Raw genomic sequence first — 26,176 nt, forward strand, 5'->3', positions numbered from 1 at the left:
TCAAATCACAGAAATTTCGTTTTTGTAAATCTCCTCTAGGGATTGTGGCTTTCGGATCCATTTGGTTTCGCCAGAGGATAGGAGAATGACTTCTCCTGTCTCAGGAAAGCTATTGTAATTCTTTGTAGACATACTTGAACAATAGGCACCAACCGCTTCCATCACGACATAGTCATCGATCTCGGCTCTAGCCATAGGACGAGTCACAGCTTCCCCTCCCTCCTTCTGAGTGAATAGATCACCCGATTCACAACAATGCCCAACAACAACATACTCTTCGATAGGCCTTTCCGTGTCGGGATGTTTTGTAACGGTTACAAGTGGATGCCTAGCTCCATACAGAGAAGGCCTTGTATTGGCATCCATCCCTGTATCAAGTTTTAAGAAAGTAAATCCTTTTGTGCCTGTATCTACCTTATCATCCACTCGGGTGACTAAGGCTCCACAAAGTGCTATCAAGTAGGTTCCAGGCTCAATCTCTAAGATCAATTTTCTGTTGTGTTGAGTTGCAAAATCAATAAACTGCTGTTTTACGGGCTCTCCGATCTTTTGGAGGTCCGTGGATTTCTCATCAGCCATTCGGCCTACTTTATATCCTCCACCCAAACTGACGACTTTTACAGTCTCAAACGCCTCTGCATACTCAAGTGTATATTTGGCCACCGCCTTCCACACCTCTGGGTCACTTCCAGAACCAATGTGTGTATGCACCTTTTCTACATTCAGATTGTACTGTTTGACAAGGGAACGCACCTCAGAGAGTTTTTCATGCCAAATCCCAAATGCGGAAGCAACTCCTCCCACGTCTGTTTTTTTTGTGTGTCCAGAACCTAGACCAGGATTGAAACGAATCGATACCTTTCCACCAGGAAATAATTTACCATAGGCTTCTAATTGTTTCAATGAACAGGCATTAAAGGATACACCCAATTCTATAATTTTCTTTAGGTCTTTTGGGAATTGTTGGGAAGTGAGCATTATGGACTCTGCTGGGAATCCGCTCGCAAGAGCACGACTCACTTCATATTCAGAAGAAGCATCTATCAGTATGCCCTTCTGTTTCATAATCTTTAAAATATTGGTATTTGGATTTGCCTTCATGGCATATCGAACCTGGAGTCCAAAGGCATTTGGAAAGGAGAGAGCCTCCTCACAACGACGTTCGATTTCCTTTTGGGAGTATACAAAAACGGGGGTTCCGAAGGTTTCTGCAATTGACCGAACCTGTTCTTCGTTTAAAAACTTTAGTTTTTCGATTGATGTCATAGGAATTAAGATAATCCTTTAAAAAGCTTCCATTCTTAAAAGTCAAAAATCGCAAATATGGCAGGAAAGATCACACACATTGAGGCACTTTCTCAAGTGAAAAAACACTTAGAGCATGGAAACGCCACGCAAAGAAAAATTGCGACTTTACTCAACCGGCCCGATACCGCTGCCTACGCTAACTTAGGTGCGGTCGCTCCCGATATCTTTTATTTTTACCATGTTCTCCAACCGCAAAGAACAAAGAAGGCTGCCTACTGGGGAGACCTTGCTCACCACCATAGAGTCGTAGAACTGATATTAAATTTTTTAGATGCAGTGCATGACACAGAGATGGGTCTCTACCGGGATCGCTTTTTGGCCTTTACTTTAGGATATATTTGCCATTGTGTCGTGGATATCCAAACCCATCCTTATATCTTCTACATCTCGGGTGATTATTATAGCGATGATAAAAAAGTATCTTACCAAGCTCAAATCAATCACATGAAGGTTGAGTTTGGTTTGGATACCTTACTTCTACACTACCGTTGGGGGATGAGTGCTCGAGAATATGACTTTCCCCAATACATTGACATCCGTCAGAGAACAGTCGGGATCAAAAATAAAATGGACCCTGTCCTCTGGCAATTCTGGCTAGCCGCATTAAAAGAAACCTTTCCTAGAGAATTTTTATCAAAGTACTTTGGATCGGAAAAGAAGATCATTCCAGGCGATATCTTAAATGAATCCTATATGGGTTTTTATCGATTTACATCCACTCTTGATTCCCGTTCCCCATGGATGCGCGGATTGGTGAGTTTGGTAGATAGCCTTACTTTTCATAGATACCAAGCGGGTGTTTTAATGTTGCCTACACTAGAGACAGTGAACCCAAAAATTATGAACGAAGAAAAACGCCCTTGGAATTATCCTGCTGATCCCAAACGAGTGTTTCATGATTCCTTCATTGAACTGCTCAACCAAGCAAGTGCTGCCTGTAAGGAAATTCTAACCAGAGCCTACGAATATAGTTTTTCACCCGAAAGCCGAGCAAAGATTTTGGATGTATATGGAGGCTACAATTTGGACACTGGTCTTAGGTACCAGGGCATAGACACTATGAAGGAGTTTTCGCCACTTTGATGCCAGTGGATCTGACAAAGAAATGAAACAAGAAGCTATTGGAATCTTTGAGAAACTATTTATCGTTTGGTTTAGAAACCTTTGTTCTTGGATTTGGGAACATCCCAATGGTTTGAAGCGCACTGCCCTTGCCGTAATTGCATTTTTGTTTCTAAATATCTTTCTACTCACAGCCTCAGTTAAGGATTTCTTTCGATTGAAGAATGCTCTCAATTATGACATCCCTTCGATCCTATATGCAATTGGAGAGGATGGAAAGTACGAACCCATTGCTGAATATTATAAATTTTCACGCATACCAGTCCTGCTTTCGGCCCTACCCGAAGAAAACAACCCAAATGCCAAAGACCATAAAAACAAGGTCATCCAATGTTTTTTATCCACGGAGGATAACCAATTCTATAGCCACAGTGGGATTGACCTAAAAGGCATTGCACGTGCCTTCGTAGTCAATATCCTCGCGGGGCGGGTGAAGGAAGGAGCCTCAACCATCACACAACAGGTTGCCCGTTTGAAATACCTTTCTACGGAACGCTCAATCGGGAGAAAGGCGAGAGAGGCCTGGCTTGCCGGTTTACTGGAACTTGCCTTTACCAAAGACCAAATCCTGGAAGTGTATTTGAATGAAATCCCTCTTGGGCATGGAACCATTGGTGTTGGTGCTGCTTCTCGTTTCTACTTTCGCAAAGAGATCCAAGAAGTCACTTGGGGAGAGGCTGCTATCCTTGCAAGTTTGACGACGAGGCCTACTCAGTTCAGCCCATTGACAAACCCCATTAGCAGCATAGGCAAAGTGAGAGTGGTCTTCCGTAAACTTGTAGAGAACGGTCGACTAACAGTAGAAGAAGCTGAAAAAGAATACGCCCATCTTATGGAGTACTACCAGAATCTAAACCGCTCTCCCAATGATTCTGCCTTCTCAGATCGAATCAACCGTTTCCCCTATGTCACCGAGTACATCCGTAAGAATTTGATCCGCAACATTGGTAAGGACAAATTGTACAATGGCGGATTGAAGATTTATTCCACTATCCAAATCCGGCACCAAGAGGAAGCCGAAAAAGCTCTAAAAATTGCCCTACAACAACAAACCCTAGAATCTAACCAAAGAGCTTTTCGAAATATTGATGCCTTTGATGACCAGTTTGGTTCAAGTTATGCCATTATCAGTGATCTATTCGACCTACCAGATTTCAAATTTCATATCTCACGCAGCGAACGGACCTTCCAGTCCAGCTACCAAGAAGAATTACGAGATGTATTTTCTAGTTTAAATCTTCTTGTGGGAGATGATGTAATAGCAGACTTTATAGACAAAAATTACAGCAACCAAACAACGCAAGACCACCTACTCCCAGTTGAAGGTTCACTGATAGCAATGAGACCTAATACCGGTTATATTACTGCCATTGTTGGTGGTTCAGGATTTCGATCCGACAACCAACAGATTAGATCCTTCCAAGCTTTCCGCCAACCCGGTTCTTCATTTAAACCAATTTTGTATGCAGCGGCTCTCGATTATTCTGGAAAAAACCCTGACCCAGAGAAAAATGTAACACCCGCTACACTCTTTGCCGATTCGCCACTCCAATATTTAATGGATGATGGCGATGAATGGGCCCCCGAAAATTATAGCTCCGAATACTCTGGTTTTGTCTTGCTACGGAAGGCCCTTGAACAATCCAAAAATTCTGTGGCCGTTCGCGTATTAGAACAAATCGGACTCTCCCACATCATGGATACTCTGAGAGGGCTTCTCCAATTGAATGGAAGGGATATCCCATACAATTTCAGTGTCTCTTTGGGTAGCTTTGAACTCACACCCTATGAACTGACAAGGGCATATGCGGCGCTTGCCTCAGGAGGAAAGACCGTAAATCCCCTTAGCGTATTGTATGTAGAGTCACAGGATGGTAGCATTCTCAAAGACTTCCGAACTGAATTTTCGGAATCGGACCGCAAACAAGTCATCTCACCAGAAGCTGCTTTTCTCATTACCGATATGATGGCTGACGTAATCCAATCGGGAACAGGAAAATCTGCCCTGGCCTATGGACTGAACCGCAAGGCTTACGGAAAGACGGGTACCACGAATAATTTCAGGGACGCCTGGTTTGTCGGCTACACTCCGGAACTCGTTGCCTCTGTTTGGATCGGCTACGATGTGGGAACGATATCCTTGGGCAGAGGGGTCACGGGTGGTCGGGTTTCCGCTCCCATTTGGGGTAGGTTCATGGCTAGGTCCCTAGACCGCGAACCGAGGGCTGATTTTCCCTGGGCAAAGGACCTCAATTTGAGCAAACGTTCGATTTGTTTGATGTCTGGCAAGCTTCCAGGCCCGCAGTGCCGGGAAATCCAAGAAGAATCCTTCATCACAAGCACAGTCCCAAAAGAGATCTGCAATGAACATGGGGGCCAATGGAACCTCCCAGACGAGCCTAAACGCACAAACCCAGAACCCAAACCAAAATTGGACCAAAACCCGATCCAAAAGGCCAAGACCGACACTCAGCTTGAGCCCAAAAAAAAGAAAAAGAAGAAGAGTGTCTTTAGTGGTGACGAGGACATAGATTACTAAAAAGGCTTGTCAATCCGACCAATTTTTTTGAATCTCACAGAAGAACAAAAGGAACATAAATGGCGATCAACAAAGACTCCATAAATAGCGTAATTGGACCTGGCTCCATCTTCGAAGGTAAATTTTACATAGCCGGTTCACTTCGGATCGACGGAAAATTCGAAGGAGATATCAAAACGGAAGATGCCCTTGTGATCGGGGAAACAGGAAAAGTAAAAACCAATATCAGCGCCAAAGAAGTTGTGATCTCAGGAACTCTCATCGGGAATATTAAAGCAGAAAATGAAGTAAAGTTAGAAGGAACAGGTAGAATGTTAGGTGACATCACTGCTCCTTATTTAGAACTCCAGAAGGGTGTTGTGGCAAAAGGCAATATCACGATCACGGGCGGACAGAAAAAAGATGTTCGAAAGATCGTAGAAGAGTCCTTTGGTGGGATCAAGTCACTAGACACCAAGGAATAAACTACTCCTAATCCATGTTGCTTCGATCTCCAGAAAAGTCGACGATCGGCAAACATGTGTTCCGTTGGGGGAATCTGAATGTAATCCAGATGTCCCCTGGCAATTTCTTCTACAACTTTCAATTTCAATCTACAGTCATACATGGAACACTCGATCTCAATCGGAAGAGATACCGAGTTTTTCCTTTATTCTTCTATTCAGGTTTGATTGCCTTTATGTGTAGTCTGGTTCTAGACAGACCAGTCAACAATGACTTCCACCTAGCGACAGATGGCCTTACCAATGTGGAAGAAGTCCAAGAAAATGACCAAAAAGACAAAGAGGCAAAATCAGCCGATGAAAAGTATCTATTGGAAACAGAGGAAAAAAAGTTTGCTATCCTTCGCTCTGCTGAACTTGACCTTCCCAAAGATGATAAAGCAAAAAAACTAAAAGTCATACAATACAAAGTCAAAAAAAATGAAACATTAGGTGAGATAGCTTCCAAGTTTAAAGTATCAGTTGAATCAATTGCAGGCTCCTCAAGCATTCAAGCCGATGCAATCCTGACAGCTGGGCAAATCCTAAATATCCCCAACAAACAAGGATTAGTTTATAAACTTAAAAAAGGAGATACCCTAGCAAAAGTAGCCGACTTCTACAAAGTCAAAATGGAAGACATCTATTCTGAAAATAGTGTTGATGATTTTGACTTATTAAAAACCGGACAGAAAGTCTTCTTACCTGGCGCAGTGATTCCTGAGGCTGGTCCACTTTGGCGTTTCCCTGTTGCATCAAAGGTGATTACCTCAGGTTGGGGTGTCAGGTCTTACCCTCAATACAAATTTCATATGGCCATCGATCTGCGAGCCAATTACGAATCAGTTTACGCAGCAAGAAAGGGCCGAGTTGTGTATTCGGGATGGATGGGTGGCTATGGAAACGTCGTCATCATAAAACATGATGAATCCTACCAATCCTTATATGCTCACAATAGTCGTCTCTTTGTCAAAGCGGGAGACTACGTATCCGCAGGAAATGTGATATCCAAATCAGGCTGCTCTGGTTATTGTTTTGGTCCACACCTTCATTTCGAAATCATCAAAGATGGAAAGAATATCAACCCTACCAAAATCATCAAAGGATTTTCTTACAAATGAAACAAATCAAATGGCTCACTCTTTTTGTTTTTATCCTCATCCTTTCCCAGTGCCGCCAAACGGCAGGTGAAATCATCAACCAAAGAACAAAAGAACCATTCGATGATACCAAAAATCTCATCGTAAACTTTGTCACCACAAGAAGGGTGATCGCAAATTCCGCACCAGCTTGTGATTCAAATTATTTTGGATTTTTAACCGATATCAACCCTCACTACGGAGATTGTACAATCAATATCCCCGCAAAGCATTCGGTAGGAGATATAACTTGGAACAATACCGCCGACCGAAATCTTTACTTCCAACTTTTGGGTAAAAAAGATAAACAAGAAGATGAGTTCTTCCAACAACTAAAAGCGAGTTCTTCCGAAGAACTTTTACTCTTTGTCCATGGATTCAATGTCAATTTCGATGAAGCCGTCATCCGAGCTGGCCAAATCCGCTATGATCTCAAATTCCTAGGTGAAGTTGTGGTCTACTCTTGGCCTGCAGGGGCGGAGGCAGGTGTCATCAATACCCTGATGATGAAATCTACCTATGAGTCCAATTTTCAAGAGGCAAAACTCAATAGAGAGCATTTCAATCGCTTTTTAAATCAATTGCAGGGCATAAAAAAGAGAGTCCACCTCATCGTCCATAGCATGGGACACCAAGTTGTGCTCCCTTCCTTAGCCAAACAAGCAGACGAAGGCAAATCAAAAATCATAGCAGAATTAATTTTAAACGCTCCCGATTTTGACAAAGAGGATTTTTCAAAAATCAGTTCTAAGTTACGTACTGTTTCGGAAAGAGTCACATTATATTGCTCACCTGGTGATAATGCACTCATTGCATCACAAAAAGTAAACGGTGGCAATAGAGCTGGCATGTGTTTTAAATTCGAGGGTATAGATGTCATCAATGTAAATGAAGTGGATAGTCCTGTGCTTGGCATTGGTGGATTAGGCCACGGATATTATTCTTCTAGACCCATACTATCTGACATTTACCAGGTGATCCTAGGTGTTGACGTAAACAAACGTTTGTTCATCAGGAAGTCGGGCCAAAACAACGGAGAAAACTGGGTGCTCAGAAGATAGAGATTCCGTTGTTGGATGATGAATCAAAGTGTTTGGTAGTCTGTATTACTTTGGCGAAAGTTTACTCCTAGGTGCAAGGGGTATCCAAACAGACCCACACTCCCATTATGCAATATCTCTGCTTTTTTCCTTGAAAGGCGAATTTCAGTTGGTAGATGCAAGGAATGAAACCGCAAAATATAGAGCTGTTTTGATACCACCTAATTTTTTTCATACTTTACAAGCGGAAAGTTCTGAGATGATCGTTTTGCAGTTTGACCCCAAAAGTTATGAGTATGCAAGTCTTCTTCAATTCAAAAACACAAAGCAACCTACGGAAATAGCCATTGAATCCATCTCTCCTTTGTTTGGCAATTGTGCTCATCTATTGAATGGAAGTTTGAATTGTAAGGAAGCCTTTTTTCTCTATGAAAGCATTTTACTTTCCTTAGGTGGGAAACCGAAACAGAAGAATCCAAATGACAAAAGAATGATTCGAGTACTGGAAAGAATCCAAGAAACTCTGCCAGAATCCATCTCCTTAAAAACCCTATCAGACGAAATAGGTATATCAGAAGATCGCTTTATGCATTGGTTTAAAGATGAATTTGGTTTGCCTTTACGCCAGTACCTGCTTTGGAGGAGATTGCATATAGCGGCTAATCACCTGCAACAGGGAGAGAGTCTTACAACAGCCGCACATGCTGCAGGCTTTTCCGACCAATCCCATCTAAGCAAAACGTTTCGTAAGATGTTCGGTGTCCCACCATCTAGATTTTTAGGACAACCGAACCAATTTAAGGTATGCTTTTGTTTAGACCAACTATGATCAGTTGGTTGCTTCTTTAAGTTTTGTAAAATCCTTCCAAACACCTTTTGTTTTTAATTCGTTTTCGACTGCCTCTTTTAGCTCTTTGCGAAAGCCCAATTCAAAATACACGTCAGCAACAACAAACAATGGTGCAGAGACCAAGGCTTGGAATAGATTATCAAACAGTGCGGGCCTACCTTTTTCAAATACAAAGTGTCCGTAGAATTGAGAGCCCCAACCTACTATCTGTCCAATTCCAAACAAAGTCCATGCCATACTTGGTTCCATGGACCGAGTTAGATACTCCGCAAGTAGAAAAAGCCCGCCAAATAAAAGGGAGGCAGTGAAGGCAAAGAAAACATCTAAGGTAAAATAATACAACAAAACGCCAACAACAAATGGGACCGATGCAGAAATGCTCACATCTCCGAAGGTTCCCAAATTGAAGCGACTTAACACTAAAAATAATGTAAAGGTAATCGTAGGCACACCCAATACATGAATCCAAACATTTCGTTTCTCTTGGTGGTAAGCTGAATAAAAGGCCATTTCTTTTGCAAATCTCATAAACTTGTTCAATCTCCTATCCATTAGTGTAGCCTAAGGCAAGGAATGTGGCTTGTATGATTCTGCTACCTAGGAAAAAAAATTATAAACGTTCTGATTCTAAAATTAGTTTTCGCAAGGTTTGGGATAATTCAAAATCTCTTTGTAAATCTTCGAGGTGAAAAGAAAATCGATAGGTCCAATTGCTTTCATTTTCCGTTCCCGGCACATTGATCCGGTGGGCTTTTGGGTCTTCTTGGATCCCATACCGACTCGGATACAAAAGGTCTTGGAGCATCTGGATAGAGAAAAGACTATTTGTGGATAGAGCAAATTTGAGAAGACCCAGCTGGATTTCTTCGGATGTCTCAGGTAAAGAATTTCCAAAGAAAAACTCATGGGCATACTCCTTTTCTCCCAAGGTTAGCGAATCCCACCAATCCATAGAGAGGCTTGTGTCATGTGTAGAAAGGACACTAATCGCATTTCTCCTGTAGTCTTTTGCTTGGATATACGTTCCATTTTCCAAAGACCTTGTCCACCGTACCACATCAATGCCAAGGGTTTCCCGTTTTTGCAATGAATCGCGGATAAAGCCAGGTACTGCTCCCAAATCCTCTGCACAGGGCACCATTTGGGTGAAACGATCAAGTGCGGACAGAATGTCCTCGCCCGCCTCTCTCCAATGAGCTTCATCTTCCTTTAGGTGGATTTCGCTGAGAGGAAATAATCGTGACTTCACACTTTCATCTAAATTCTGATAGGTGGCCTCTTTCCAGAAGTCCCAATAAAAAATATAACGATCTCCAAAGATCTTTCGGATGAGTCCTCTCTGAACGAACTCTTCAGGATCTAAACCGACGCTTGCAAACTCCTCTTTTGAAGCACCCATTTGAGGAGAAAACCAACCCTTCCGAGCAGAACTCTCCTCGGCGGGAATCGCCCATATTCTATACATTCCAATCACATGGTCGATGCGAAAGAGATGGAAAAAATGTTCCAAATACTCTACTCGGTTCCTCCACCAAAGATAATCGGTCTTTCTCAGATATTCCCAGTTCAGGATGGGAAATCCCCAATTTTGCCCCTCTTCGGAAAAAGCATCTGGAGGTGCACCCGCCTTTAAATCTAGTTGAAAGCATTCTGGAGATTCCCAAACATCCGCTGAATTACGAGATGTTAAGATAGGCATATCTCCTTTTAAAAAGACAGACATCTCCTCTAACTTCGACTTGACGGTGCTTAACTGCTGAAACGCTAGCGATTGGACAAATGCATAAAAGAAAGCGGTTTCTCTTTCCTTTGCGAAGACAAAATCTTTACCTGCTTGAAAATTGCGATGTTCTTCTTTCCATTCAGTCCAATCTTTTCCTTCGTACAAATCGTACAAAACGCGGAACGCAACATAGGAATATGCCCAGGGAAACCGATCTAAAAATTTGCTCGCTTCGTCTTTAGCACTCTCCCGTTTTGTAAAATAATCCCTAAGACATTTGAGTTTGATCTCGCGAATTCTTTGGGGATGGATTTTGTGGCTTCCGATCCTTTCGCGCCTGGAGCTCGTCTCTAATCCAAGATCGTGAAGAGAAATATAAATAGGGTCAATCGCATATGCAGAGATAGAACTGTAAGGAGAGTTTCCATTTCCTGTGTCATTCAAAGGTAGGATTTGTAGTAAAGAGAATCCACAGGATTTAGCCCATTCGGCCATCGGTATAAGAGAGGAAATATCCCCACATTCAAACGAATGTTTGGTAAGGACCGAAGAGAGGGAGATGAACACTCCCGCCCTTCGTTTTAATATGGTATCGATTTGAGACAAGGCCTTTGTTAAGCGACTGTGATCTCTTTTGCTAAATACACATCTTGGATGGCATTTAAAAGTTCAACGCCCTCCTTCATTGGTTTTTGGAATGCCTTTCTTCCCGAAATCAGACCCATACCACCAGCTCTTTTGTTGATGACGGCAGTTGTCAGTGCATCTACCAAATCATTTTCACCAGAAGCTCCACCAGAGTTGATGAGACCAGCTCTTCCCATATAACAATTTGCGACTTGGTATCGAGTGAGGTCAATAGGATGGTCCGAAGTGAGGTCAGAATAAATCCTCTTGTCGGTTTTTCCGTAGCTAGACTCTTGGTTTAAAACATTGTAGCCACCATTATTTTCAGGTAACTTTTGTTTGATGATATCTGCTTGGATGGTTACTCCTAGGTGGTTCGCTTGGCCTGTTAAGTCCGCAGAAACATGGTAGTCTTTATCTTTTTTGAAAGCAGAATTTCGAACGTAGCACCAGAGGATAGTCGCCATACCCAATTGGTGGGCCATGTCAAAAACTTTAGAAATTTCTACGATCTCTCTTCCAGAATCATCTGATCCAAAATAGATCGTTGCACCAATCGCGACACAACCTTGGTCAAATGCTTGTTTCACAGTCGCAAATAAAATTTGCTCACTTTTGTTTGGGTAGGTCAAAAGTTCGTTGTGATTGATTTTAAGGATAAAAGGAATTTTATGTGCATACTTTCTTGCTACAGAACCTAACACACCCAAGGTAGTCGCTACACCGTTGCAACCACCTTCAATGGCTAACTTAATAATATTTTCGCCATCAAAATAGATAGGGTTCTTTGCAAAGGAAGCTCCTGCTGAGTGTTCAATCCCTTGGTCAACTGGTAGGATAGATAGGTAGCCAGTTTTTGCAAGTCTTCCATGATTGAGAAGGGCTTCAATGCTTCTAAGCACAGGTACAGGTCTGTCAGTGGGAGAAAAGATACGGTCCACAAAATCACCACCTGGTAGGTGGAGGTGGTCTTTGGAGATTTTTGGTTTATCAAAACCTAAAAGATATTCTGCATTCTTTCCGAGTTGTTTCGAAATTTGTTCGAAGTTCAATGTATTACTCCTTTCCCGATAGGCTATGATGCGAGGAAGTGATGACAACCTCTTTTTCTGTAGCAAAATCTTGAATTTCCCAATGGGAAGTCAGATTGGATTTGCCTAGATTGACTCTGTCATTCACTAAGTCATTCTAGGAGATAACTTTATTGTGAAAGGCTCTGCAAAATTTCGAATGCTCTTTTCCATCCTCTGGCTTTGCCTCACGGTTTCCCTAGGGAGTTGGTGGATGATATTGGGTTTGCGGCAGGCCAAAACCATTTCCCAATTCGCAACTTCAGATGCGCAGGTGCAAGATGTGACGCGAGTTTCCAGGATGCTAAAAATGGAAGGCACCTTTTTCCTCATTCTCCTGGGAATGGGTGGAGTAACCTTGGCCATACTTTCTTATAGGGATTATAAGCGAGCTCTCCTCATTACTGACTTTTTTAGTACAGTCACACATGAAATGAAAACTCCTATCGCCACTTTACAGTTGCAAGTGGAAGGTCTATTAAATGAGGAGCCAGCTCCCGAAGTTTCCAAAAAGTTACAGAAAATTTTAAAGGAAAATCGACGGATCGAATCAAGAATGGACAAAGCGTTCTATCTCGCAAGTTTGATGCAAGGTGAAGGTCTTTTCATTGAATCTGTATCAATACTCTCCATTTTGGATTCTTTAAAAACTGAATTTCCGCTCAAGATCCAAGAACCTTTTATTGACGAGCTTGTTAAAGCCGATCGAAAAGCTGTTGAGTCTATTTTTTTAAATCTTTTTGAAAATTCCCTTCGCCATGGCAAAGCAAGTCAAATCATCATCCAAATAGAAAAGACAGACCAAGAGGAAATGTTAATAAAAATCCAAGATGATGGAATAGGCTTTTCCGGGAATAAGGCTAGCCTAACAGTTCCCTTCAAACGACATTCTACTACAAGTGGTACTGGTATTGGCTTGTACATTGCAAAGAAACTTATGGACAAAATGTCCGGTTTTTTGAAAATCCATGAGACACATCCTGGGTTTTCGTTAACACTCGGTTTTAAACTCTCATGAATCCTAATATTCTGTTAGTAGAAGATGATGAAGCACTCGGTGAAACTCTAAAAGAGATTTTAGAAAAGGAAAAATACAAAGTCCATTGGGCAAAATCAAGCAGCGAGGCAAAACAGCTTTTCCAAAATACATTGGTAGATATCGCAGTCCTTGACCTTCGGCTTCCCGATGAAAGCGGTTTTAAGGTAGCCGAGTTTCTTCTAAAAGAAAATAGAAAGATACCATTTTTATTTTTGACGGCGCAAGCAGGTGCCCAGGAACGATTGAAGGGTTTTGAATTAGGAGCCCATGAATTCATTCCCAAACCTTTTCATTTAAAAGAATTTTTGATCCGCTTAAAACGAGTCATACAAATGAGTATGCCTGACTTCGGCAAAAACTGGCGTCTGGGCAAAACCGAAATTCTACTGGATTCTTATGCAATCAAAACGGATTCAGGTGAGACAGTTTACCTTTCCAAACGCGACAATTCGCTCTTGGCATTGCTTCTTTCTGATCCTAGCCATGTATTCAGCCGAGACGAGATTTTGGACAAAATTGTGGGCGAAGATTCGTTTCCAACCCAGAGGACCATCGACAATGCCATCGTCCGCTTGCGCGAACTTCTCGGTGAGAGCTCGATCCGCAACGTGAGAGGAGTCGGTTACCAGTGGGTGGCACCTCTGGAGAGATTTTAAACAAGCACTTTACCCTTTTTTTGAATCTGCCGATGTTCCTAATATGGGTGTTTGTTTTCTCAGGTGGGCTATTGTTATATGCCTTTTGTTTCCTTCCTTTCTTTTTTCTTGGGAGACAGATATCGATTATAATTACGAATATGAGAAGAATGGTCCCTACACAAAATTCTCAGATTGGGTCCCTTACCACTTACATAAATGGGAACCTAAGTACCTCGAAGATTTTTACGAGCTCTACAATTTAAAACAACACTACCAAGAAAATGAACTGAGAAAGAACATATATTTTCTAAAAATTGCCCTTACAAAACGATTTCGCCATCCCAAACATGCGCTCTGTGAGACCAAATCCGAGGAAGCATACTATAAATACCGAAATCTCATGTTCATGCAAATTCATTTGGGAATCATGAGATCCTATATGAGGATTGCATCTCAATATGATAAGCGGCATCTGTACTTTTACAATCTCGACTATGCACATGAGCTCAAAAATTCCTTCCAAATCGCAGAAGCATTCTATAAGGAAGCGATCCCATACTGGAAAAAAGCCCAAGATTATGCAGACAAAGCAAATGAAGTTCCAATCGATCTTGATCTAGGTACCATCGAAACAGAACGATATGAAATTGTCCAAGGCAAACTTGATTTTGGATATATTATACAAAACCACCTTAGTAAACTTGAAGGCAAACAAAAGTTAGTCGCAGAGTACCTAAAAAAGTATCCAGAAGCAGACAAACCTGTACTCGATTTAGCTGATCCTTAATTTTACAAGAATTCCAAAAGTAAAACCGCAATATCATCATAGACTTTCACGGTTCTGGCATCCAATGCTTCCTGAATCAAATTTGCTATGAGTTTGTCCCCTCTTGGCTCTTTAGAGATTTTGGTGCGGAGGGATAACAAAAAAGCATCCAGACCCAAGAAACCAATGTCTTCCTTCTCAATTTCATAAATCCCGTCGGAAAAAAGGAGCAAACGATCGCCCGTTTGGAAGGAAATGCATATCTCTTCTCCTGTCCAATCTGGTACCAGGAATAATGGGTAATTGGCAGTTAGGATAGTTTCGATCGATTCCGGAATCTCTCGGTTCCATTTTAGAACAGGAGGGTGCCCCGCAAAACAAAACGTAGCCTCTTTTGTGGCTGTGTTCAAGCGGAAGAGGCAACAACTCAAGTGATTTCTCTGGATGGCTTCCTTAAGATCACTTTGCATTCCAACCAGAATCTCTTTGGGACTGAGGAACTTTTCTGACAAACGGCGAAATGACATTGTGATGATGCCGGAAATCAAGGCGGAAGAAATCCCATGACCCGAGATATCACCAAACAAAATATCTATGGTATTGGGTTCAGGTACATGGTACAAGATCAAATCTCCCCCAATATCTCCTACAGGCAAAAAGAAAGAAGAAAACTGGATGTTTTCATAAGGAGGGAATTGTTTTGTAATCCATGCGTCTTGGGTGAGCTTTGCAATTTGCAGATCGAATTTGATGTCTTCGTAATAATTTTTTAAGATTGTTTCCTTTTGCTTTAGGCGGATTTCATCTCGTGCTTTTACAATGCCTTGTGCTATGATATCTACAACAAGAGATAGAAAATTCTTTTCTGCCAAGTTCCAATCTCTCGACCTTGCCTTATTCCCTGGTCCAAAGATTCCAAATAACTCACCATTCTTTTTCAAACCAAATAAAATTGCAGAGCGAATTCCAGCCTTTTCTAGAGAATTTTTTGCAGACTCATCTTCATCATAGGTATTGGTATCAGAGATAATCACATGGCCATGGTTGACCAAATTTGCTAAAGTAATTGGTTGGTTCCCTGACAAAGGCACATTCTGGTAGAAATGTTTTACAGGGTGCATACCATCTTTTAACCATTCGTAGGTGACGGATAAATACATCTTATCATGAGATATTTCGCTAATCGTAATTGCATCCACTTCTAGAAATTTACCAACTTCACCTAATGCGTATTGAATAATGTCATCCAATTTTTGAGGAGACTGTGAGACAAATGCTCTGGAAATGTCATTCAGGATTCGGGCTGATTCTAACATTTGGTTTAGCTTATCTCGAGAATGTTTAAAGGCAGTGATATCTCTTTCGAATCCCCAAATTCGGTACAGATACCGATCGTCTCCCTCTCCTTGTACGTTTAACAGTCGTGTTTTGCTGGTCTCCCCCACTGCTTGAAAATCAGATTCAAATTCCTGGAGTTGGTACTTGGATTCGATGAGGGCCTCTAGGAAATGGGGGTCACTACCTATCGGTAGGTTTTGCAGAGGTTTGCCTAAAATGTCTTGGAGTGAGGAAAATCCGTACTGGCGGAGCATACTCTCATTGGCTTGCCACAGTCTGGTTTGGCCTAACAGGCATTCTCTCAGCTTTTCCTTCGGAAGAGATTTGGGAATCGGAGGTTTACATTCAAAGCACCAAACAGGGTCCAGGGAAAGAGAGAGATAACGCTCCAAACTTTCCTTAGGAGACAGAGGCAAAATCTTTTCAGACATGATTGCATTCTATCCTAGGGAATCTACCAGGACATCAAAAAAACGTATTTATGTCAAAATTATGATACACTTTCCAAGAACCTCCTCGAGGGAAAAAGAAGCCAGCCGCCAACTAGAATTATATTTGCTTATTTTTTAATCAATTTTTTCCCATTTCAGACAATTTGGCATTTTTTTAGGCGACTAGTTTCTGGCAGTTTGCTTAGAAACTCCACGAAACCCTTAAATTTCCGCCGTTTTGCCTTGGTATAAATCTTGCAATTAAATCGGCATCAGACGAAAACAACAATCAGACCTACTCTGAACGAAGGAGAAACCAATGCAGTTCGCAACCCCGAAATTTACTTCTGGAAAAGAAGTGGTTGAGTATGCCAAAAAAAATGGAGTCGTTTTCTTCGATTTCCGCTTCACGGACATCAAAGGAATCTGGCACCACGTATCGTATTATGTGAATTCCGTTAGCGAAGACACTTTCAAAGGGATCCCATTTGACGGATCATCCATCGCTCGTTGGCAACCAATCAATGCCTCTGATATGCAACTTCACCCAGAAATTTCGACAGCATTTTTGGATCCATTCACCGCTGACAAAACAATCGTTATGTTCTGCGACGTTTGGGACATTTACAAAAACAGCTACTACGAAAAATGCCCAAGATCTATCGCGAAAAAAGCCCTCAAATACATGTCTGATACAGGCATTGCCGATACAGCTTATTTTGGCCCTGAAAATGAATTTTTCATTTTTGATAGTTTAAAAGTTCGAGATGAAATCAACTGCCAATACTACGAGTTAGATTCAAATGAAGGGATCTGGAACACTCATTCAGAAATCCCAGGCAATAGCAACACTGGTCGTATCAATTTTAACTCTGGCCACAGACCTGGAACAAAAGGTGGATACTTCCCAGTTGCGCCTATTGACTCACAAGTTGACCTCAGAGCAGAAATTGTAAAAACTCTTGAGTCCATCGGAATGGAAACATTTGTTGTTCACCACGAAGTGGCACAAGCACAAGGGGAAATCGGAGTTAAATTTGGAACTTTGATTGAAGCTGCTGACAATGTACAAAAATTGAAGTACATCGTAAAGATGGTTGCTCACAAACATGGAAAGACAGCTACCTTCATGCCAAAACCACTGTTTGGTGATAATGGAAACGGTATGCACGTTCACCAATCTCTTTGGAAGGGTGGCAAAAACCTCTTTGCTGGAGACAAATACCAAGGTCTTTCCGAATTAGCACTCAACTACGTTGGTGGTGTGTTGAAGTATGCGAGAGCCTGTGCTGCTTTTACAAATGCATCCACAAACTCTTACAAACGATTGATTCCTGGTTTCGAAGCACCATCAATCCTTGCCTATTCCGCACAGAACCGATCTGCGTCTTGCCGTATCCCGTACGTCCAAGGAGAAAAAGCAAAACGAGTTGAGTTCCGATTCCCAGACTCTACTGCGAACCCATACCTTGCGTTTGCTTCTATGCTAATGGCAGGTCTTTCTGGAATTAAAGAAAAAGTGGATCCAGGTCCAGCTAGAGAGGAAGATTTGTTTGAATTGTCTTTGGATGAGATCCGTGAAAAGGGAATCCGCCAAATGCCACACACACTCCGTGAGGCAGTGGAAGAGATGCTTTCTCAAAGAGAGATATTCAAACAAGGCGAAGTGTTCACAGAAACTTTCCTTCAAACATACCAGCACTACAAGTTTGAAACAGAAATTTGGCCATGGGAAGGTCGCCCTCACCCATACGAATTCTTAACAACTTATTCCTGCTAAGGCTTATCCCCTCGTCAGAATTTCTGGCGAGGGTTCCCCATTTTCCCTCTTCTCTCCTGTTTTAATTTTACTTTACCGACAGCTATCTTTGAAAAAAATGACAGAAAGGCTAATGTTTTAGCCGAACCAAACGATCTAACGGTTAGGGCGAGGTAGCTCAGATGGTTAGAGCACAGGATTCATAACCCTGAGGTCACGGGTTCGACTCCCGTCTTCGCTACCAATGGATCGAGAGGATGTTACTATGAAACAAACAATCACCGCAAGTCTAGGACTCCTCCTAGCACTATCTGTTCTTCCACTCTCTGCAGCTGATTTCCCAAAATGCAAAGAAGCATGCGATAAATACTACAGCTGTACTTTGTCTGCAAACCCTAATGCTACCGAGGAACAAAAATCCATGGTTCGAAAGGGCTGCGATTTTAACTGCAACCGTCCTAAGTACTACAACAAAATCGCTGGATGTTTAAGCCAAGGAAGCGACTGCAAAGCATTTAGCTCCTGCATCATAAAAGAAATGCAAGCCAAGTAAGTTTCTTTTCTTTACTCTGTTCCGGTTTTCGGAAGTTGTTTGCTGAAGTTCTTGGCATCGTCGAGCCTTAAGGAGACAATTTTCGAAATCCCTGCCTCTTCGTTTGTTACCCCAAAAATTGCATTGGCTCGTGAAATCGTAGATTGTGCATGCGAGACCACGATGAACTGGGTCTTATCCTTGAAGCGATCAAGGATTTGACAGAACCTAAGTTTATTTGCCTCGTCTAGAGCGGCGTCGATTTCATCTAGAAAACAGAAGGGACTCGGCTTCACCATATAAATCGCAAATAATAAGGCTATGGCAGTCAGTGACTTCTCACCACCCGATAAAAGACGCAGGTTTTGAACATGTTTCCCAGGTGGTTCTGCCATAATCTCTACGCCAGAATTTAAAGAGTCCTCTTTTTCGGTTAACTCCAGAGTCGCCCTGCCCCCATTGAAAAGGGTTGAAAATGTTTCTTGGAAGTTTTCTTTGATTTTCTCAAAGGTCTCTTGGAATAATTTTTCCGACTCTTCATTGATTTTTTTTAAGACTTCTTCGATATCTCTTTTTGAACTTTCAATGTCCTCTTTTTGTTTTTGGTTGTGTTCAAAAATTTCTTTAATGTTGCGGTATTCTTCAATTGCGAGAGGGTTTATGGAACCTAACATTTGTATTTCGGCTTTGGCATTTCGAAGTTTTCTCTCTTCCGCTTTTTGGTCGAGAGTCATCTCTTTTTTTTCAGATTCCAATTCAACATCGGTGATCGAATAATCATTGTATAGTTCCTCAATTACGCTATCGATCTGCACTTTCAATCCTGAAGAAAGTCGTTCCTTCTCAGAGAGCAAAGGTAAGAGAGTTTGGAAAACTTCTTGGTTTTTCGAGATGTTACTCTTGAGGGTTTGGATCTCTTCCAATAAGCTTTGTAAACTTAGTTTTTCTGATTCCAATAATTTGCTCATGGAGAGAAATTCTTGGTAAGAATCTTCAATTTCCTTTTCCAAGGATAAAACTTCTCTTTCTAGGTTCTCCCGTTTATTGCGGATTCCAATTTCTTGGTCCCTTGAGGAAGAAATTCTTTTTTTCACTTCATCTATTCGATTTTGTAGATCAGTGGTTCTTTGTGTGAAATTTTCAACCTGGGATTGGGTTTCGAGCATTCTTTTCTCTAGCTCTACCATTTGGTTTCTCGTCTCTTCCCATATTCCCCGCATTTTTACAATATTTGCTTGGGAATCTCGTACTGCACGAGTTAGGTTTTCATTTGTTAAAAGTAAGTCTTCAATCTCTTGGTCTAATGCTTCTTTTTTTGCCATCACACCGTCTTTATCAAAGAGTAAATCACGAAAACGATCTTCGCCTACAAGGAAACTCTCCAAACTCTGTTTAAAGCTGTTTACATTCATTTCCTGTAGCAATGGAAGCGCCTCATGGGCTCTTCCCTCAAGAAGGTGTAGGATAGCTCGCTCCCTTGTAGTTTGCATATGGGCCAAGGAGTCCATGAGTAAACTCTTCTCAGACTGCCTCCTTACCTCATCCACTTGTAATTCTTTCTTTTTACTTTCGAGTTCCTCGATTAAATCTTGTATGACCTGCTTTTGAGATTCCCGGAGTGAAATATGCCTTCTTTCATTTTCTTGGATGCTGATCTCATTTTTTGCAATTTCTTCTTCTTCCCATTTGATTTTGGATTCCAGGTCTTTCTTTTGGTTTACCTGTTTTTCGATTTCATTGCCAACTTGTCTTTGAACATCCCTTAGGTGTTCGATTTCTGCTTCGAGATTTTTTCGATCTTGCTCAAAGCGCAAAGAGACAAGAGATTCCTCTTCAATGAGTTTTTGGATTTCACTCATGCGGATATCATATTCCGCTATGAAGGTTTTATTTTTAGCAATCTTCTCTTTTTGGATTTGGGTCCGACTCAAGTGATCTAACAATTTTTTATCTATGTCAGCAATCTCTCTTTCTTTACTCTCTTTTTGAGATTCTCTTTCAGAAATCTGGGCTGTCTCTGTTTGGATCATGGAGAGTAGATTTTTATTCTTGTCTCTGATTTCTTGGAGCTCCTCATCTGACTTTTTCATCCTTCGTTTGTAGTCGCTCAGTTTCAAATAGCGAAGGTTTTTGTCGGACTCATCCAGCTCTAGTTTGAGTTTAAAGTATGCTTCTGCTTTCTCTGCTTGTTTTTCTTTGAGTTCCATTTCTTTGGACATGGAACCCATGATATCCTGAATCCGAAGGAGGTTTTGCTTGGTGTCATCTAACTTCTTCATCGCATCTTTTCGGTCTAATTTGAAGCGAGATACACCGGCCGCCTCCTCAAAGATGGCGCGCCTTTCTTCTGGTTTGGAATTTAGGATTTGGTCTACACGCCCTTGCTCAAGAATGGAGTAACTAGACTTACCTATCCCCGTGTCTAAAAGGGTTTTTTCAATGTCCTTTCTTGTCGACCGAATATCATTTAAATAGTATTCGTTTTCACCATCTGGGTACAAACGACGAGTGATTTTAACAGAGGGATAGTCAATATGGAAGAAATGGTCCGCGTTGTCGAATAAAATGGATACTTCCGCAAATCCAGATGCTCGCCTACTCTCTGTTCCATGGAAAATGACATCATCCATCTTTTCGCCGCGAAGGCCTTTTGCACTCTTTTCTCCGAAGACCCATTTCACTGAGTCGACGATATTGGACTTCCCGCAGCCATTGGGACCCACTACTGCCGTGAACCCAGGGTCGAAAGGTATTTCCGTTTCGTCCGCAAAGGTCTTGAATCCGATGATATGTAAACTTTTTAGGTGCATAGATGATTCCGTTCTTTCTTTTACCAGTTGACTTCCATGAGAGACATAAGAAAAAACTTTAGATAGTATTATGTCCCAAATGAACGATTCCCTTTCCAGTAAAATTTTCGAAAGAAAGCCCTACCTCCGAAATTATTTCCAAAGCTTTCCTTCGGAAAATAAATGGGACATAATTTCAACCAAGTCTGGTCAGGCGCATTATGTCACATTAAATGGACAGGCACTCGCCTCTACATATTCACCCGAAGTCCAAGCAAAGAGGCTCTTGGAATCACATAACATCAAGAGTACGGATGTGGTACTTCTACTTGGACTTGGGAATCCTGAGCTTTTGAAACAAGTCAATGAACGGGTAGCTCCTGGCCAAATCATTGTAATGTTAGGTGATGATCCTAGTTTGGTACCAAAAATTTGGGAGCCTGTTTTAGCAAAAATTTTAGATGTTCCAGGTAGGCATCTATTTTCAGGTGAGGCATTTTTTCCTTTGGGTTTGAATTACCTAGAATCTCTCCCCATCGAACGAGTAAGTGGATTAAAAGTCATTCGCAACCAAGCTGATCTCCAACGCACACACTTTTTCTCAGATGCTGAACAGAGGATACAGCAAGTGTTCTCAGCTAAGATGAGTGATCTTCTCACAAAATTTGAATTTGAAAGACTTTGGATCAAAAATTCGATTTGGAACTTGTTGCAGGTTTCGCAAACTCCTCCCTACCGTTTCCCTATCTCTGGATTGAGAGAAAGTTTTTCAGGGCTAAGCGCCTTGCTTGTGTCAGCTGGCCCGAGCTTACGAAAAAATTTGTCCTTAATCCAAGAAATCAGAGATAAAGTTTTCATCCTTTCCTGTGACACTTCCTTAAAGGTTTTGCTAAAAGCTAGCATCATTCCCGATGCAGTAGTGACTTTGGATGCACAGACAAACTCTTTTTTTCATTTTATGGGAGAAAGTTTGGAAAAGATTCCACTATTTGCGGATTTGGTCAGTTCACCTACTTTACTTCGAGAACCGATTTTTCGTTCTGTGGTACATTCTGTGACCGCAAAATTCCAGGTGGATGCAGAAGGAACTTTGGTCCGCGAGGTTACAGCAGGTGGTGAATTGGCAGGAGATATATTCCAAGACCTAGGGGATATTCAATCGGGAGGGAGTGTAGCGACAACTGCCTTTGATATGTTAAGGGTGATGGGATTTAAACAAGTCTTCTTCATTGGCCAAGACCTTGCCTACTCCGGCAGAGAGATCCATTCCACGGGTACTCACCATAACGAAAAATGGTTAGGACTAGTAAATCGAAAGCAAAGCTTAGAAAGTATCAATGAAGTCATCATTCGAAAGAGAGAGACCAAAAAAGTTCCAGCTTGTAATGGACAAACGGTACTTACCGACTATGTTTTGGAGCTCTATCGGCATTGGTTTGAAGAATCTGCTAAAACTGTAAACATTCCACTCATCAATCTAAATGAAGAGGGTGCCTATATACAAGGATTTCAAAATGTAAATCCCAAAGAAGTAACTGAGATTCTCAAGGAAGAACGAAAACATGATTACCCTTGGCACCAATACGATCCATGGAAGGCCTTAACCTCCAAGCCAAAGGAAAATAATTCCCTGCAAAAAAAATCGGAAGGCTTATTTCACAAGATCCAAACAGATCTTTTGTTTACAGAGAAAAAAATAAAAGAATGGGAGAGCTTTGATCTCAACCAAATAGATTTGCAGTCATCTGAATTGTGGCTTTGGTTACAAGAACAAACCTACTTGAGACGGACTGTCCGCAAATCAGAAATCTACTTACAAAGGCATAGAGACCTAGACCAGGCACGAAAGAACAGTATCCTTATCCAATCTTTAAAAAAAGAAATCCACTATTTGAAAAGAAGCATCTACCCAATCAAAGAATTGTTATGATCAAAAGGATGAAAAACAGAATTATCCATATATTCTGGAAAATAATCAAAGAATAATTTTTGTGATACAATTCGATAGTGGAGAGGATTGTTTGCCACAAACTTATCTGTAAAACTCAACTCAGGCAATTGATGAAAGTTGATTCTTTCTTCAAAATTGATAAAGTCACGTCGGCCAAGATCGGGTCTTAATTCCGAGACCAAATCTTTGACAGTATTCCAATCCAATTTGAATGTCATACGGGAACCACGGAAGGCAGGTGAACGCTCAATTAAATTGACAAGTCTTTTGATAGGACAGTCTCTTAAATAATAAGGGGATACATAAACTTTTACGAACCTTGCAGCAACCCCTAAAGGTTCCCAGAGGCGAGCTTGGGAATGGTCTAAGGTTGCCTCTTGTTTGATCTCTGAAAGGATGACATGAAGCTCTGGGATTTGTTTCTTTCCGGTAAGCAGAGTATTAAATTCTTCTTCGCCAAATTCTCCAAAATACAGCCACTTATAATAATCTTGTATGGAAGCCTCAGGGTGTTCCTCGGTAAATTTTGTGATCAGAAACAGTTTTTCTTTCTGAGAAAGGATTGATTCACGTTCAATTTGCATTGTTGACAGCTCTCAATTCTTTTCCGTATAACATACGCTTAATGTTTTCCCTATGCGTAAATGTAATCAAAAAAAATGTAGCTACCAAAACAGATAATAAGATAGGAGAATACTCCACGTTCGGAAGGAATTGATGCATGCCAAAGTACCAAAGAGGCATAGAGAGTGTGCCTAAGATAGATCCAAGAGAAACAAAACCACTCACCTTATAGACCACAAAGAAAATCGCAACCGCACAAAGTGTCACAAACGGGATTAAAGTCAGGTAGACCCCTAGCGCAGTAGCAACACCTTTGCCGCCACGAAAGGATAAAAAGGGAGTGTATGTATGGCCCAAAATGGCAACCGTACCAAGGAGGATCTGAGTGCTAATGAGTGAATAAGGTGAGTCTATGTAACCTGCCAAAAGGACAGGCAATGCTCCTTTCAATGCGTCAATACAGAGAACTGGAATTCCATACTTCCATCCGATCACTCGGCCCACGTTCGTTGCTCCGATATTTTTGCTACCAAGCTCACGGAGGTCGATGCCCTTTACATACTTTGCAACGAGAAAGCCAACAGGCAGACCACCTAAAAGATAAGAAAGTAAAACGACGGGGAGAAGTACCATTTCATCCCTCCTTTCCTTCATTTCGATTCCGAAGCTCAATTTCAACGCTCAATCCGTTCAAATCAAACTCCTTCACTAAATTCTTTCGGTAAAATGATAGAACATTCGACGGAAAGAGCTCTTTATCATTGACAAAAAATAACACACGAAAAGGCACTTGGGAGACCTGGGTCGCGTAAAAGACCTTGGGAGCGCGCCCAGAAGCCTTCTGAACCCTATTTTTTCCCCCCCATTTGCCTAACCAGTCATTTAGCATACGCGTGCTGAGTTTTTTTTGGGATTTTTCATACAGGGCCCAGGTCATTTCCAGTAATTTGTGGGTTCGAAGCTTCTCAACCGCAGATAGGGAAAGCATAGGCCGCTCTTTGAGGATGGGTAGACGTGCTTCTAGACGCTCCTGGTACAACTTCCAAGAATTGGTTTCTTTGTCCGCAATTCGGTCCCATTTATTGACTGCGAGCACCATCGGTTTACCCAAATCTTGGATTTCACCAAATATTTTTTTGTCAAATTCGCCAAAGCCTTTGGTGGCATCAATGAGAAGGATCACAACATCCGCTTCTTGGATGGCAAATAGAGTGCGTTTGTAAGAGTAGAATTCTAATTTTTCGCTGGATTTGGACTGCCTTCGGATACCGGCGGTATCGATAATCTCAATCTTTTTTCCTTGGAACTGAAACTGGCTACTCACAGAATCACGCGTAGTTCCTGGGACTTCGCTCACAACTGCTCTTTTAAAACCCAAAAATGTATTTAATAGGCTCGACTTACCAGAATTAGGTTTGCCGATGATGGCAATCTTACAATCTGGGCTTTGTATCCCTTTGTTTGTTTTAGGAAGTAGAAAATTAATCTTTTGGATAAGCAGAGGAAAGTTACGCTTCGAAAGAGCACTAATTGGCAATACTTCATTGAGTCCTGCCTGGTAAAAGAGTTCTAAGTCAAACTCATCGGCTTCCGAATCAACCTTATTGACAATCGATAAGACTGGGATTTTGGAAAGTATCTCGTCTTTTTTGAAGAGAGAAATCAATTTATGGTCATAGGCTCTGAGATCTTTGTGGTCCATTACGTGTAAAACCAACTGGGAGCTTCGCAAATGTTCAAAAGCTATTTCTAAGATTTCAGTATTGATCTCATCTAGACTTTCAATGTCTAATCCAGGAGTATCACAAAGGACAAAAGGAGAATGAAACTCTTCTCTTTCTACAAGCTTTTGCAGAACATCTCGAGTCACTCCCGGTATATTTTCTGTAATCGCACTTTGTGCCCTTACAATGGAATTGAACAAAGTTGATTTTCCAACATTTTGCCGCCCAACAATGGTTACTACTGGAAAACCTTTCATTTTCTTTGTCTTTCCTTTAATGCACGCTCTACTTCAATTTTGGATTCTCGTTTTTGGATATCATCCCGCTTATCAAATAACTTTTTAGGTTTTCCGAGCGCTACTTCAACTTTCACCAATTTTTGGTTCTTAAAATAACTTTTGGTTGCAATGAGAACTAAACCTTTTTCGCGGATGGCTCGGTCAATCCTTTGGATTTCCTTCCGATTCAAGAGTAATTTTCTAGGACGAATCTCTGGATGGTTCGCATAACCACCATTTACGTATGGAGGAATCTGAAAGTTCTCTAAAAAAATTTCTCCATTTCTGACCTTAGCAAAACAATCTGTCAGGTTTCCCTTTTTATCGCGTAAGGATTTTACCTCTGAACCAGTTAAAACAATGCCTGCCTCAAAGAACTCGCTCAGCTCAAAATTAAACTTTGCTTTTTTATTGATGAGGGCATCTGGTGCACTTTTTTTAGGGTCCTTCGCTGATTTTGCCATACT

The 26,176-nt window shown here is 41.4% G+C and carries 22 protein-coding genes and 1 tRNA gene; 13 read left to right on the forward strand and 10 right to left on the reverse strand.

From position 1 onward, the window contains the following. Nucleotides 1-1,266, reverse strand: a complete 1,266-nt coding sequence (locus DI060_RS05075) for a diaminopimelate decarboxylase (protein WP_108974422.1) — start codon at nt 1,264-1,266, stop codon at nt 1-3. A gap of 57 nt (nt 1,267-1,323) precedes the next feature. Between DI060_RS05075 and DI060_RS05080 the strand changes: the two genes are divergently transcribed. The 6 genes from DI060_RS05080 to DI060_RS05105 are packed head-to-tail and all read left to right on the forward strand — an operon-like array spanning nt 1,324 to nt 8,459. Beyond that, on the forward strand, nt 1,324-2,391 hold the full coding sequence (locus DI060_RS05080) for a zinc dependent phospholipase C family protein (RefSeq protein ID WP_108974424.1): 1,068 nt from the start codon (nt 1,324-1,326) through the stop codon (nt 2,389-2,391). A gap of 22 nt (nt 2,392-2,413) precedes the next feature. Then, nucleotides 2,414-4,969: a penicillin-binding protein 1A gene (locus tag DI060_RS05085; RefSeq protein WP_108974426.1), complete on the forward strand. Its 2,556-nt coding sequence runs from the start codon at nt 2,414-2,416 to the stop codon at nt 4,967-4,969. A 59-nt stretch (nt 4,970-5,028) separates the two neighbouring features. Further along, nucleotides 5,029-5,433, forward strand: a complete 405-nt coding sequence (locus DI060_RS05090) for a bactofilin family protein (protein ID WP_108974428.1) — start codon at nt 5,029-5,031, stop codon at nt 5,431-5,433. 14 nt (nt 5,434-5,447) lie between these two features. Continuing rightward, nucleotides 5,448-6,572 (forward strand): M23 family metallopeptidase, encoded by a 1,125-nt coding sequence (locus DI060_RS05095; RefSeq protein WP_108974430.1) that lies wholly within the window; start codon nt 5,448-5,450, stop codon nt 6,570-6,572. Continuing rightward, nucleotides 6,569-7,651 (forward strand): alpha/beta hydrolase, encoded by a 1,083-nt coding sequence (locus DI060_RS05100; protein ID WP_108974432.1) that lies wholly within the window; start codon nt 6,569-6,571, stop codon nt 7,649-7,651. Before DI060_RS05095 ends, DI060_RS05100 begins: the two co-directional genes overlap by 4 nt. A 28-nt stretch (nt 7,652-7,679) precedes the next feature. After that, nucleotides 7,680-8,459, forward strand: coding sequence for an AraC family transcriptional regulator (locus DI060_RS05105; RefSeq protein ID WP_244594290.1), 780 nt, complete (start codon nt 7,680-7,682; stop codon nt 8,457-8,459). On the opposite strand, the gene DI060_RS05110 is transcribed toward DI060_RS05105, so the two are convergent. The 3 genes from DI060_RS05110 to DI060_RS05120 all read right to left on the reverse strand — a co-directional run bounded on the left by DI060_RS05110 (nt 8,460) and on the right by DI060_RS05120 (nt 11,882). Then, entirely contained in the window at nt 8,460-9,008 is a 549-nt protein-coding gene (locus DI060_RS05110) for an Mpo1 family 2-hydroxy fatty acid dioxygenase (protein ID WP_108974436.1), read from the reverse strand. An 82-nt stretch (nt 9,009-9,090) separates the two neighbouring features. Beyond that, nucleotides 9,091-10,809: a 4-alpha-glucanotransferase gene (locus DI060_RS05115; RefSeq protein WP_108974438.1), complete on the reverse strand. Its 1,719-nt coding sequence runs from the start codon at nt 10,807-10,809 to the stop codon at nt 9,091-9,093. Nucleotides 10,810-10,817: 8 nt separating this feature from the next. After that, nucleotides 10,818-11,882: a class I fructose-bisphosphate aldolase gene (locus DI060_RS05120; RefSeq protein WP_108975632.1), complete on the reverse strand. Its 1,065-nt coding sequence runs from the start codon at nt 11,880-11,882 to the stop codon at nt 10,818-10,820. A 178-nt stretch (nt 11,883-12,060) separates the two neighbouring features. On the opposite strand from DI060_RS05120, the gene DI060_RS05125 reads away from it, so the two are divergent. Genes DI060_RS05125 through DI060_RS05135 form a run of 3 tightly spaced genes read left to right on the forward strand, consistent with a single transcriptional unit; the run spans nt 12,061 to nt 14,364 of the window. Beyond that, nucleotides 12,061-12,918 carry a sensor histidine kinase gene (locus DI060_RS05125; RefSeq protein ID WP_108975634.1) on the forward strand — a complete coding sequence of 286 codons (858 nt, stop codon included), beginning with the start codon at nt 12,061-12,063 and terminating at the stop codon, nt 12,916-12,918. Further along, nucleotides 12,915-13,595 carry a response regulator transcription factor gene (locus DI060_RS05130; protein WP_108974440.1) on the forward strand — a complete coding sequence of 227 codons (681 nt, stop codon included), beginning with the start codon at nt 12,915-12,917 and terminating at the stop codon, nt 13,593-13,595. The genes DI060_RS05125 and DI060_RS05130 overlap by 4 nt, the downstream gene beginning before the upstream one ends. A 43-nt stretch (nt 13,596-13,638) precedes the next feature. Next, a complete protein-coding gene (locus tag DI060_RS05135) occupies nt 13,639-14,364 on the forward strand; it encodes a hypothetical protein (protein WP_108974442.1) in 726 nt (241 codons plus the stop codon). Nucleotides 14,365-14,366: 2 nt separating this feature from the next. Here the strand turns inward: DI060_RS05135 and DI060_RS05140 are convergent, their stop codons facing one another. Continuing rightward, nucleotides 14,367-16,112, reverse strand: a complete 1,746-nt coding sequence (locus DI060_RS05140) for a GAF domain-containing SpoIIE family protein phosphatase (RefSeq protein WP_108974444.1) — start codon at nt 16,110-16,112, stop codon at nt 14,367-14,369. Nucleotides 16,113-16,431: 319 nt separating this feature from the next. Here DI060_RS05140 and glnA point away from each other — a divergent pair, with 319 nt between their 5' ends. The 3 genes from glnA to DI060_RS05155 all read left to right on the forward strand — a co-directional run bounded on the left by glnA (nt 16,432) and on the right by DI060_RS05155 (nt 18,424). Further along, a complete protein-coding gene (gene glnA / locus DI060_RS05145) occupies nt 16,432-17,892 on the forward strand; it encodes a type I glutamate--ammonia ligase (RefSeq protein WP_108974446.1) in 1,461 nt (486 codons plus the stop codon). Nucleotides 17,893-18,038: 146 nt separating this feature from the next. Then, nucleotides 18,039-18,115: transfer RNA gene (locus tag DI060_RS05150), tRNA-Met, on the forward strand. A 21-nt stretch (nt 18,116-18,136) separates the two neighbouring features. Beyond that, nucleotides 18,137-18,424 carry a Cys-rich protein gene (locus DI060_RS05155; protein WP_108974448.1) on the forward strand — a complete coding sequence of 96 codons (288 nt, stop codon included), beginning with the start codon at nt 18,137-18,139 and terminating at the stop codon, nt 18,422-18,424. Between the two features lie 11 nt (nt 18,425-18,435). On the opposite strand, the gene DI060_RS05160 is transcribed toward DI060_RS05155, so the two are convergent. After that, nucleotides 18,436-21,213 carry a chromosome segregation SMC family protein gene (locus DI060_RS05160; protein WP_108974450.1) on the reverse strand — a complete coding sequence of 926 codons (2,778 nt, stop codon included), beginning with the start codon at nt 21,211-21,213 and terminating at the stop codon, nt 18,436-18,438. Between the two features lie 70 nt (nt 21,214-21,283). Here DI060_RS05160 and DI060_RS05165 point away from each other — a divergent pair, with 70 nt between their 5' ends. Beyond that, nucleotides 21,284-23,122, forward strand: a complete 1,839-nt coding sequence (locus DI060_RS05165) for a motility associated factor glycosyltransferase family protein (RefSeq protein ID WP_108974452.1) — start codon at nt 21,284-21,286, stop codon at nt 23,120-23,122. On the opposite strand, the gene DI060_RS05170 is transcribed toward DI060_RS05165, so the two are convergent. Genes DI060_RS05170 through smpB form a run of 4 tightly spaced genes read right to left on the reverse strand, consistent with a single transcriptional unit; the run spans nt 23,098 to nt 26,173 of the window. Further along, entirely contained in the window at nt 23,098-23,727 is a 630-nt protein-coding gene (locus DI060_RS05170) for a hypothetical protein (RefSeq protein ID WP_108974454.1), read from the reverse strand. The two genes, DI060_RS05165 and DI060_RS05170, sit on opposite strands and share 25 nt — an antisense overlap. Continuing rightward, nucleotides 23,717-24,340: a glycerol-3-phosphate 1-O-acyltransferase PlsY gene (gene plsY / locus DI060_RS05175; RefSeq protein WP_108974456.1), complete on the reverse strand. Its 624-nt coding sequence runs from the start codon at nt 24,338-24,340 to the stop codon at nt 23,717-23,719. Before plsY ends, DI060_RS05170 begins: the two co-directional genes overlap by 11 nt. A gap of 1 nt (nt 24,341) precedes the next feature. Then, the gene (der, locus tag DI060_RS05180; RefSeq protein ID WP_108974458.1) at nt 24,342-25,688 is read right to left on the reverse strand and encodes a ribosome biogenesis GTPase Der; all 1,347 of its coding nucleotides are present in this window, start codon (nt 25,686-25,688) and stop codon (nt 24,342-24,344) included. After that, the gene (smpB, locus tag DI060_RS05185) at nt 25,685-26,173 is read right to left on the reverse strand and encodes an SsrA-binding protein (protein WP_108974460.1); all 489 of its coding nucleotides are present in this window, start codon (nt 26,171-26,173) and stop codon (nt 25,685-25,687) included. Before smpB ends, der begins: the two co-directional genes overlap by 4 nt. Nucleotides 26,174-26,176: the final 3 nt, after the last annotated feature.

The organism is Leptospira ryugenii, assembly GCF_003114855.1.
Lineage (GTDB): Bacteria > Spirochaetota > Leptospiria > Leptospirales > Leptospiraceae > Leptospira_A > Leptospira_A ryugenii.

What these genes read in the sequence shown, in the direction of transcription:
- DI060_RS05090 (WP_108974428.1), top strand. Translation starts at nt 5,029, where the DNA reads ATGGCGATCAACAAAGACTCCATAAATAGCGTAATTGGACCTGGCTCC.
- DI060_RS05130 (WP_108974440.1), top strand. Translation starts at nt 12,915, where the DNA reads ATGAATCCTAATATTCTGTTAGTAGAAGATGATGAAGCACTCGGTGAA.
- DI060_RS05165 (WP_108974452.1), top strand. Translation starts at nt 21,284, where the DNA reads ATGTCCCAAATGAACGATTCCCTTTCCAGTAAAATTTTCGAAAGAAAG.
- DI060_RS05170 (WP_108974454.1), bottom strand. Translation starts at nt 23,727, where the DNA reads ATGCAAATTGAACGTGAATCAATCCTTTCTCAGAAAGAAAAACTGTTT.
- DI060_RS05125 (WP_108975634.1), top strand. Translation starts at nt 12,061, where the DNA reads ATGCTCTTTTCCATCCTCTGGCTTTGCCTCACGGTTTCCCTAGGGAGT.
- plsY (WP_108974456.1), bottom strand. Translation starts at nt 24,340, where the DNA reads ATGGTACTTCTCCCCGTCGTTTTACTTTCTTATCTTTTAGGTGGTCTG.
- DI060_RS05085 (WP_108974426.1), top strand. Translation starts at nt 2,414, where the DNA reads ATGAAACAAGAAGCTATTGGAATCTTTGAGAAACTATTTATCGTTTGG.
- glnA (WP_108974446.1), top strand. Translation starts at nt 16,432, where the DNA reads ATGCAGTTCGCAACCCCGAAATTTACTTCTGGAAAAGAAGTGGTTGAG.
- der (WP_108974458.1), bottom strand. Translation starts at nt 25,688, where the DNA reads ATGAAAGGTTTTCCAGTAGTAACCATTGTTGGGCGGCAAAATGTTGGA.
- DI060_RS05140 (WP_108974444.1), bottom strand. Translation starts at nt 16,112, where the DNA reads ATGTCTGAAAAGATTTTGCCTCTGTCTCCTAAGGAAAGTTTGGAGCGT.
- DI060_RS05135 (WP_108974442.1), top strand. Translation starts at nt 13,639, where the DNA reads ATGGGTGTTTGTTTTCTCAGGTGGGCTATTGTTATATGCCTTTTGTTT.
- DI060_RS05095 (WP_108974430.1), top strand. Translation starts at nt 5,448, where the DNA reads ATGTTGCTTCGATCTCCAGAAAAGTCGACGATCGGCAAACATGTGTTC.
- DI060_RS05155 (WP_108974448.1), top strand. Translation starts at nt 18,137, where the DNA reads ATGAAACAAACAATCACCGCAAGTCTAGGACTCCTCCTAGCACTATCT.
- DI060_RS05110 (WP_108974436.1), bottom strand. Translation starts at nt 9,008, where the DNA reads ATGAGATTTGCAAAAGAAATGGCCTTTTATTCAGCTTACCACCAAGAG.
- DI060_RS05160 (WP_108974450.1), bottom strand. Translation starts at nt 21,213, where the DNA reads ATGCACCTAAAAAGTTTACATATCATCGGATTCAAGACCTTTGCGGAC.
- DI060_RS05075 (WP_108974422.1), bottom strand. Translation starts at nt 1,266, where the DNA reads ATGACATCAATCGAAAAACTAAAGTTTTTAAACGAAGAACAGGTTCGG.
- smpB (WP_108974460.1), bottom strand. Translation starts at nt 26,173, where the DNA reads ATGGCAAAATCAGCGAAGGACCCTAAAAAAAGTGCACCAGATGCCCTC.
- DI060_RS05100 (WP_108974432.1), top strand. Translation starts at nt 6,569, where the DNA reads ATGAAACAAATCAAATGGCTCACTCTTTTTGTTTTTATCCTCATCCTT.
- DI060_RS05080 (WP_108974424.1), top strand. Translation starts at nt 1,324, where the DNA reads ATGGCAGGAAAGATCACACACATTGAGGCACTTTCTCAAGTGAAAAAA.